At 66.9% G+C, this 8,840-nt stretch carries 7 protein-coding genes; all 7 read left to right on the top strand.

Going from position 1 to position 8,840, the window contains the following annotated elements; all coding sequences use genetic code 11:
- Positions 1–227: 227 nt before the first annotated feature.
- The 7 genes from FJU31_RS03265 to bcsB all read left to right on the top strand — a co-directional run bounded on the left by FJU31_RS03265 (position 228) and on the right by bcsB (position 8,839).
- Positions 228–1,082, top strand: a complete 855-nt coding sequence (locus tag FJU31_RS03265) for a glycosyltransferase family 2 protein (RefSeq protein ID WP_150453458.1) — start codon at positions 228–230, stop codon at positions 1,080–1,082.
- The gene (locus FJU31_RS03260) at positions 1,079–1,918 is read left to right on the top strand and encodes a glycosyltransferase family 2 protein (RefSeq protein ID WP_150453457.1); all 840 of its coding nucleotides are present in this window, start codon (positions 1,079–1,081) and stop codon (positions 1,916–1,918) included. The genes FJU31_RS03265 and FJU31_RS03260 overlap by 4 nt, the downstream gene beginning before the upstream one ends.
- Before the next feature lie 142 nt (positions 1,919–2,060).
- Positions 2,061–3,242 (top strand): nicotinate phosphoribosyltransferase, encoded by a 1,182-nt coding sequence (gene pncB / locus FJU31_RS03255; RefSeq protein WP_150453456.1) that lies wholly within the window; start codon positions 2,061–2,063, stop codon positions 3,240–3,242.
- 219 nt (positions 3,243–3,461) lie between these two features.
- The gene (gene bcsD, locus FJU31_RS03250) at positions 3,462–3,920 is read left to right on the top strand and encodes a cellulose biosynthesis protein BcsD (protein WP_150453455.1); all 459 of its coding nucleotides are present in this window, start codon (positions 3,462–3,464) and stop codon (positions 3,918–3,920) included.
- Positions 3,921–3,953: 33 nt separating this feature from the next.
- The gene (locus FJU31_RS03245; protein WP_150453454.1) at positions 3,954–4,280 is read left to right on the top strand and encodes a hypothetical protein; all 327 of its coding nucleotides are present in this window, start codon (positions 3,954–3,956) and stop codon (positions 4,278–4,280) included.
- Positions 4,281–4,379: 99 nt separating this feature from the next.
- Positions 4,380–6,530: a UDP-forming cellulose synthase catalytic subunit gene (gene bcsA / locus FJU31_RS03240; RefSeq protein WP_150453453.1), complete on the top strand. Its 2,151-nt coding sequence runs from the start codon at positions 4,380–4,382 to the stop codon at positions 6,528–6,530.
- Positions 6,527–8,839, top strand: a complete 2,313-nt coding sequence (gene bcsB, locus FJU31_RS03235) for a cellulose biosynthesis cyclic di-GMP-binding regulatory protein BcsB (RefSeq protein WP_150453452.1) — start codon at positions 6,527–6,529, stop codon at positions 8,837–8,839. Before bcsA ends, bcsB begins: the two co-directional genes overlap by 4 nt.
- Position 8,840: the final 1 nt, after the last annotated feature.

Here is an 8,840-nt window from a genome sequence, read left to right as displayed (position 1 = left end):
GTGGGTCCGGTTGAGGGGGCGTGAGCCGCATGGATGCGGCGACCGAGCTTACAGGGACGTACTTGCAGCGTCCCCCTCAACCGGACCCACCCCGCCAACCCGCAGGTACCCAGCTGTTGCTGTTGCTCCGCCTGTTGCTTCAGTCGAGCATGGCTCGACTCTACAGCGGGTGCAGGGCGCAGCCCTGCCGGTGGTAGGCTACCGCCAGCGACTACCACGGAGGCGGGATGGGGGCGATCGTGTTGTTGCCGCTGGGCGTGGACGATGCCGCGCTCGATCGCTGCCTGGCCGCGCTCGACGCCGGCACCGCCGCGGGCACCGCGGTATGGCTGGCTGATGACGCACAGGCCGGGCCGCGCGCGCAGGCCGTGGTCGAGCACTGGCTCGCGCATACACCGCTGAAAGCCGAATACACTCGCCGCGCGCGACCACTCGGCGAAGTCGCCCACCTCGACGAAATGCTGCGCGCCTGCGAGGGACTGGACGTTGCCGTGCTCGCCCCGGACAGCGTGCCCGCGCCCGGTTGGCTGCAGCAGCTGCAGGCCGCGTTCGCCCGCGATGCCGCCATCGCCACCGCCACGCCGTGGTGCAATGCCGGCGAAACCGCCGCATGGCCGCGGCTGGGCGAAATCAATCCCGAGCCGGCCGACACCGCGCTGCTGGCCCATACCTGTGCAAGCCTGCCGAACCTGCACCCGGAACTGCCCTCGGCGGTCACCCACACCGTGCTGGTGCGCGGCAACGCGCGGCACCGTGCCGGTGGCCTCGATACCGACAGCTACCTCGGCTGGAACGCGGCGCTGGTCGACCTCAGCCTGCGCATGGCCGGGCTGGGCTGGCGCAACGTGCTGTGCGAAAACGCCTTTGTCAGTCGCGCCGGTGAGGCCGTCAGCCGCGAGGGTGACCTGGAGGCCCTGGCCGCGCGCTGGCCGGGCTGGATGCCGCGGCTGGCCGATTTCCTCATGCACGACCCGCTGCATGCGTTGCGCGATGACCTGCAGCAACGGTTGCAGCAGGCGATAATGCCGCGAGAGCAGGGCGACCTGTTCGCCACGCCACCGCCGCCGGAGTCGCCTGCTTGAACCCTGCCATCGCCGCCATCGTCGTCACCTACCAGAGCGGCAGCACCATCGATGCCTGCCTGTCGCGCCTGCGCCAGGCGCAGGACGTGGCCGAGATCCGGGTGGTGGACAACGGTTCGCAGGATGACACGCTGGAAATCGTGCAGCGCCACGCCAGTCACGACGCGCGCGTGCGCTTCATCGGCAACCCGGACAATCCTGGTTTTGCCGCCGCCAACAACCAGGGCGTGGCCGATTCAGGCAGCCCCTGGCTGGCCTTCATCAATCCCGACCTGCTGGTGGAGGAGGACACCCTGGCGGCGCTGCGTGATCGCGCGCTGGCACTGGATGATTGCCTGCTGGGCGTGGAGCAGGTGGACGAGCACGGCTTCGCTGACGACGCCGTGCGCCGGCGCGATCCCGATTTCCTGGCCATGCTGCGTTCGCCCGGACGCGGCGGGCGGCTGGCCATCCCGCGCGACCCGGCGCAGGCGATGCAGCAGGTGCCGGCGCTGTCCGGTGCGTTGCTGCTGATGCCGCGCGCGCTGTTCGACCGGCTCGGGGGCTGGGATGCCGGCTATCGCCTGCACGCAGAAGACCTGGACCTGTGCCGCCGCGTGCGCGAGGCCGGCGGCGTGGTGGCCATCGCCAATGATCTGCGGGTGACGCACGTGCGCGGGGTGTCCAGCCGCTCGCGGCCGTTCTTCGTCGAGTGGCACAAGCACCGAGGCCTGTGGCGCTACTTCAGCAAGTTCGAGGCGAAGCAGCGCTCGGCGCCGGTGCGGGTGCTGGTGTGGGGCGCGATCTGGGCCCATGCGCTGATGCTGGTGCCGCGGCTGCTGCGCAAGGCGCTCTGATCCCTGTAGAGCCGAGCCCGCGCTCGGCTGCTTTCCGTTCCGGGCTCATGGCGCCTGAGGCTGGAGCAGCCGAGCATGGGCTCGGCTCTACAGAGCCGGGCTCGGAAAACGCGTTTCACGCCAACGGGGGCATAATCGCCCCATGGCCATCATCCAGTCCCTGCTCGACACCGACCTGTACAAATTCACCATGATGCAGGCGGTGCTGCACCATCACCCCGGCGCCCTGGTCCAGTACCGGTTCAAGTGCCGCACCCCCGGTATCGACCTGGCGAGCTACATCGACCAGATCAACGAAGAAATCGACCACCTGTGCAGCCTGCGCTTCAGCAATGAAGAGCTGGACTACATGCGTGGCCTGCGCTTCGTGAAGCCCGACTTCGCCGATTTCCTCGGCCTGTTCCACCTCGATCGCAAGTACATCCAGCTGAAGCCGTCGACGACGGTGCCGGGCGAGATCGACCTGGACATCACCGGCCCCTGGCTGCACACCATCCTGTTCGAAGTGCCGCTGCTGGCGATCATCAACGAAGTCTGGTTCCGCAACACCACCACCGCTGATTTCGCCGAGGGCGAGCGCCGCCTGCAGGCCAAGGCCGCGCTGCTGCGCGATACCCCCGGCTTCGAACAGTGCCGCATTGCCGATTACGGCAGCCGCCGCCGCTACTCGCGCGACTGGCATGCACGCCTGCTGCCGCTGCTGCGCGATGCACTCGGTCCGCAGCTGGTTGGCACCAGCAACGTGCACTTCGCCCGCCTGTATGGCATGACCCCGCACGGCACCATGGCCCACGAGTACCTGCAGGCATTCCAGGCCCTCGGCCCGCGCCTGCGTGATTCGCAGGTGGCGGCGCTGGAGTCGTGGGCACGCGAGTACCGCGGCGACCTCGGCATCGCCCTGTCCGACGTGGTCGGCCTGGATGCGTTCCTGCGCGATTTCGACATGTACTTCTGCAAGCTGTTCGATGGCGTGCGCCACGATTCGGGTGATCCGTTCGACTGGGGCGATCGCATGCTCGCCCACTTCCAGCAGCGCCGCGTCGATCCGCGCAGCAAGGTGCTGGTCTTCAGCGACGGCCTGGACATCACCAAGGTCATGCGCCTGTACGACTACTTCCGTGGGCGCTGCCAGGTGGCGTTCGGCGTCGGCACGCACCTGACCAACGATCTTGGCCCGACCCCGCTCAACATCGTCATCAAGATGGTCCGCTGCAACGGCCAGCCGGTGGCCAAGCTGAGCGATTCGCCGGGCAAGAGCATGTGCGACGACCCGGGCTATCTCAGCTACCTGCGCCAGGTCTTCGAACTGCCGCCGGAAGCCTGACTGCCGCTCCCCCGTCGAAGACCCCCTGAGCGTGGAAATGACCTGTCAGAAAACTGCGTTCATAAAAAAAATCAACAAATCCATAGGGTTGAGCCTAGGGAAGCCTCCATCCGGGTTCGGGATGTGCCACAATAAATCGGGGCGTAGTTCACACTTTTTGTCGGTTGCGGGACGAGTGAACGATTTTGCCCGTTCTGCGCCGGGCCGTTGGGGACCTACATGAGCGCATCTGAATTGCTGGACCATTACCGCGTGCAGGCGTGTTCGCCGCAGTGGCGGGGTTTCATTCTGGCCATGGCGGACGAGTTTGCCGGGGCGTTGCCGGACGCGGATGTCGCCCGGCTGATGGCACGCATGGGCGAGCGCTTCGCGCGCGCGCATACGCTGCCTGCCGCAGACACGCTGGAGGCGCTGGAAGCGGCCGCCAATGCGGTCTGGGCCAGCATCAGCTGGGGCACGGTGACGCTGCGGGATGGCGGCACCGAGGTGGTCATCGAGCATCTGGCGGCACCGCTGACCGCGTTGCTGGCCCACCATGCAGGATGGAATACCTCCTTCCTGGAAGGGGTCTACCGGGTCTGGTTCCGCAAGTCAGGCATGTCGCCCGCGCTGGACCTGGAGCCGGGGCCGGGGAGTTCGGCAGATGTGTCACGCTACGTCCTGCGCCGGGTCAGCTGAGTGTTCTGTTCACCGTCTATCGAGGGCTTCTGAATGTCTGTTGATTCTGCCAGTCACGATGATGTGGCCGGCCTGTTCAAACGCTTGGGCACCCGTGCCGGAGCACCCCACTACCACGATTTCTCCGATGAGCCGGCCACTGTCGCCGGCGCTCCGCAGGAGACCTCGCCAGCGGTGCCGATGCCGGCCGCCGTCGAGGCCGTTGGGCCGTCGACTGCAGCCGAGCCGGGGCCCCTGCCGCCTTCGGTCGCCTCCGTAGCGGCCGCTGTGACCCCGCTGCAAGAGCTGTTCCAGCGCTTGGCCCAGGCACCGTTGCAGGATGCCGGGCAGAGTCCGTTGGCGCGCTTGCGCCGGCGCTGAGTCAACGCCACCTGCGGTGCACCTCCCGGCATCGGGGAAGGACGCGGCCGCGATTCCGCCACGATAGAGGCCGCATTGTCGCGGCCGGGAAGAAGCCGCATGACGCACACATCGCCTCCCGCGCGCAGCGCTTTCATGGTGCGCCTGGGCCTTGCCGTTCTGGTCGCCGGTGCCCTCGCCCTGCTGGCCTTCGTTGCCACCGTACCGATGGACGTGACCTACCAGCTGGTTTTCTCGGCGGTGGTATTCGGCATCGCGCTGCTGCTGCGCAACCGCGAAGGGAGGCTCATTCCGCTGATCCTGATGGGCCTGTCGCTGGTCATGTCCACCCGGTACATGTGGTGGCGGCTGACCGAGACGCTCGGCTTCGGCACGCTGGTCGACCTGACGCTGGGTGCTGGCCTGGTGGCGGCGGAAATCTACGCCTACGTGGTGCTGGTGCTCGGCTACTTCCAGGTGGCGTGGCCGCTCAACCGGCCACCGGTGCCACTGCCGGAGGACCGGGCACAGTGGCCGACGGTGGATGTGCTGATTCCCACCTACAACGAACCGCTGTCGGTGGTGCGAACCACCATCCTGGCTGCCACCGTGCTGGACTGGCCGGCCGAAAAGCTCAACATCTACCTGCTCGATGATGGACGCCGCGATGAGTTCCGCGAGTTCTGCGAACAGGTCGGCGTGCACTACATCACCCGTACCAACAACAACCATGCCAAGGCCGGCAACATCAATGCCGCGCTGAAGAAGAGCCATGGCGAGTTCGTGGCCGTGTTCGACTGCGACCACGTCCCGACCCGCTCGTTCCTGCAGATGTCGATGGGCGGTTTCCTTGCCGACGCCAAGCTGGCCGTGGTGCAGACACCGCATTACTTCTTCTCGGCCGACCCCTTCGAGCGCAATCTCGGCACGTTCGGCAAGGTGCCCAACGAAGGCGAGCTGTTCTACGGCCTTCTGCAGGACGGCAACGACCTGTGGGACGCCACGTTCTTCTGTGGGTCTTGCACCGTGCTGCGCCGTGCGCCGCTGGAAGCCATCGGTGGCGTGGCGGTGGAAACGGTGACCGAAGACGCGCACACCGCCATCCGCCTGCACAAGGCCGGCTGGCGCAGCGCCTACATTCCCATTCCCCAAGCTGCCGGCCTGGCCACCGAAAGCCTCTCGGCACATGTCGGCCAGCGTATCCGCTGGGCCCGTGGCATGGCGCAGATCCTGCGCGTGGACAACCCGGTGTTCACCCGCGGCCTGAAGTTCGTGCAGCGCGTCTGCTACACCAACGCCATGCTGCACTTCTTCTATGGGTTGCCGCGCATCATTTTCCTCACCGCGCCGCTGGCCTACCTGTTCTTCGGTGCGCATGTCATCCACGCCTCGGCGCTGATGATCCTGGCCTACGCGTTGCCGCACATCCTGCAGGCCAACCTCACCAACGTCCGCGTGCAGGGCCGCCACCGCCACCTGCTGTGGAACGAGGTGTACGAGACCACGCTGGCCTGGTACATCCTGCGGCCGACGCTGATGGCGGTCATCAACCCCAAGCTGGGCAAGTTCAACGTCACCGCCAAGGGCGGTCTGGTCAAGGAAAGCTACTTCGACGCACAGATCGCCCGGCCCTACCTGGTGCTTCTGCTGCTGAACGTGATCGGGATCGTGGTCGGCATCGTGCGCCTGGTCATGGCCGATACCGATGGGCAAAGCAACACCATCTGGTTGAACCTGGGCTGGACGCTGTACAACACCATCATGCTCGGTGCGGTCATCGCTACCTCCGGCGAGCAGCGGCAGATCCGCCGCTCGCATCGCGTACCGCTGTCGATGCCGGCGGTTCTGCATCTGGAGGGAGGGCGCGCACTGCGGTGCCGCACCCTGAACTTTTCCACCGGCGGCATGGCCGTGCAGCTGGACGTACCCGAGCCGCTGCAGCCTGGCAGCGTGGCCTACATCGAACTGAGCAACCGCAACCGCAGCAAGCAGCTGCCGGTGATCATCCGCCACGACCGCGATGCATCAGGCATCAGCCTGCAGTTCGGCGAGCTGGACCTGGAGCAGGAGCGCTGGCTGGTGACCTGCACTTTTGCCCGTGCCGATATCTGGGTGCAGCTGTGGGGTCGGCATGACCGGGACACGCTGCTGCGCTCGTTCGGCGATGTGTTCAAGGCCAGCCTGCGTGGCTTCCACCGCCTGGGGCGGTTCATCACTACCGGCGGACGTCGCAGCGATGCCGCCCCACCGCGTACCGGAGATTCCGCATGACCCGTCGTGTTTTCCGCATTGGCCGCCTGCGGCTGCGCCCGCGTGCCACCGTGGTGGCCTTCGCGCTGGCCCTGCCGTGGGCTGCGGTGCAGGCGCAGGACGCGAACGCGCCTGCAGCCGGCGTGGGTGTGGCCGCGGTACCCGCCACCGCACCGGTGCCCGCGTCCATGCAGCAGAGCCGCGCAACGCTCAAGCAGCTCGGCATCGACTACGAGATCACCCTGCGTGGTGTGCAGGGCACGGCCGGCGTGCCGTTCTCGGTGCGCAGCGACCAGGTCGTGGACCGTGCATCACTGCACCTGAAGTACAGCTACTCGCCCTCGCTGCTCCCCGACCTGTCGCACCTGAAGGTAACGGTCAACGACGTCACCGTGGCCACGCTCCCGGTCGCCACCGAAGAGGCGGGCAAGGTGATTGAACGTGACATCGACGTCGATCCGCGGCTGATCATCGATTACAACCGCATCAACCTGCAGCTGATCGGGCACTACACCCGCGAGTGTGAGGATCCGGACCATTCCAGCCTGTGGGCCAACATCGACAGCAGCAGCTACCTGCAGCTGGGGTGGTTGCCGCTGCAGCTGAACAACGATCTGTCGCTGCTGCCCGTGCCGTTCTTTGATGCCCGCGACACCCGCCGCCTGGATCTGCCATTCGTGTACGCGGGCCAGCCCAGCGCCGGCACGCTGCAGGCCGCCGGCATCGTCTCCTCGTGGTTCGGCGCACTGGCCGGCTATCGCGGCGCGCGCTTCACCGCCAGCCCCGATGCGCTGCCGTTGCAGGGCAATGCCGTCGTGCTGGCGACGGCCGGCAAGAGCATTCCGGGCCTGGAAATGCCGCAGGTGGCGGGTCCCACCGTGGCCGTGCTCACCCATCCCAACGACCCCAACGGCAAGCTGCTGCTGGTGCTCGGTCGCGATGAAGCCGAACTGCGTACGGCCGCCTCGGCGTTGGCGCTGGGCGCACCGCTGTCCGGCCCGAGTGCCAGCATCGACAGCTTCAAGCCTGCCGCCGCGCGCAAGCCCTACGACGCCCCCAACTGGATCCGCAGCGATCGTCCCGTGCGATTCGACGAGCTGGTGACACGCACCAGTGAACTGAACGTGGTTGGCTACCACCCGGACCTCATCCGCATCGGCCTGCAGCTGCCGCCGGACTTGTTCGTGTGGCGCCAGCAGGGCATCCCGCTGGACCTGCGCTACCGCTACACGCTGCCCGAGGGCGCTGACAAGTCCGCGTTGAACATCAACATCAACGATGCCTTCGTCACCACGCTGCCGCTGGATGGCCTGCCGCGCGCGCAGACCATGCCGGAAAAACTGTGGAACAAGCTGAAGGTGCGCGGGCAGATGCCGATCGAGCAGAAGGTGATGCTGCCCACCGGCCCGTTCTCCTCCAGCAGCCAGCTGCGCTTCCACTTCTTCTTCGATCGCCCCCAGGCCGGCGAATGCAAGAACACCTTCCCGGATGTGTCGGCCGCCATCGATGGCGATTCCAGCATCGACCTGCGTGGCTTCCACCACTTCATGGCCATGCCCAACCTGGCGGCGTTCGGCAATGCCGGCTTCCCGTTTACGCGCATGGCCGACCTGTCCGAATCGGCCGTGGTGCTGCCTGATGCATTCACTGCCGAGGACGTCGGCAACGCGCTTACCGTGCTGGGCCGGATGGGTGCGTCCACCGGCTACCCGGCACTGGGCAGCCGCTTCCTGCGCGCCGCCGACGTGGCCGCCAACCCGGATCTGGACCTGCTGGTGCTGGGCTCGCGCCGCACCCAGCCGCTGTTCACCGAATGGGCCGCGGACATGCCCATCGGCGAGGGCACGCAGCAACGAAGCTTCGCGTTGTCCGATTGGCTGACTTCCCACCTGCCCAGCTTCCTGTCGCCCGATGCGCAGCGCACCGATCTGCCCTCGATGGCTGAGGTGGGGCTGCGCCCGGATCCTGATGATGTGGTGATGCTCGGCTTTGAATCGCCGCTGCGGAAGGGGCGAAGCGTGGTGGCCATCATCGCCGACGATCCCGGCCAGCTCGGGCGTCTGTTCGATGCGTGGTTCGAACCGGCTCTGCTGCGCGATTTCCAGGGCAGCGCCGTGCTTCTGCACAAGAACACCGTGCGCAGCATGTCCGGTAACCAGACCTACTACGTAGGCCACCTGCCGCCGCTGACCTGGGCGCGCTGGTATTTTGCGCAGAATCCGCTGTGGCTGGGCCTGCTGGTGGGTCTGTGCTGCCTGCTGCTGGCGCTGCTGGCCCGCGTGCTGCTGAAGTGGCAGGCACGGCGCCGCCTGGCGCAGGGAGGGGGCTGAG

Origin of the sequence: Stenotrophomonas cyclobalanopsidis, assembly GCF_008710035.1 — a bacterium.
GTDB lineage: Bacteria > Pseudomonadota > Gammaproteobacteria > Xanthomonadales > Xanthomonadaceae > Stenotrophomonas > Stenotrophomonas cyclobalanopsidis.
Note: the sequence above shows the minus strand (reverse complement) of the source record. Positions and strands in the feature narration are given on the sequence as shown.

Excerpts from the sequence above, each read along its gene's own strand:
- FJU31_RS03265 (WP_150453458.1), top strand. The coding sequence starts at position 228 with ATGGGGGCGATCGTGTTGTTGCCGCTGGGCGTGGACGATGCCGCGCTC.
- bcsB (WP_150453452.1), top strand. The coding sequence starts at position 6,527 with ATGACCCGTCGTGTTTTCCGCATTGGCCGCCTGCGGCTGCGCCCGCGT.
- bcsD (WP_150453455.1), top strand. The coding sequence starts at position 3,462 with ATGAGCGCATCTGAATTGCTGGACCATTACCGCGTGCAGGCGTGTTCG.
- pncB (WP_150453456.1), top strand. The coding sequence starts at position 2,061 with ATGGCCATCATCCAGTCCCTGCTCGACACCGACCTGTACAAATTCACC.
- FJU31_RS03245 (WP_150453454.1), top strand. The coding sequence starts at position 3,954 with ATGTCTGTTGATTCTGCCAGTCACGATGATGTGGCCGGCCTGTTCAAA.
- bcsA (WP_150453453.1), top strand. The coding sequence starts at position 4,380 with ATGACGCACACATCGCCTCCCGCGCGCAGCGCTTTCATGGTGCGCCTG.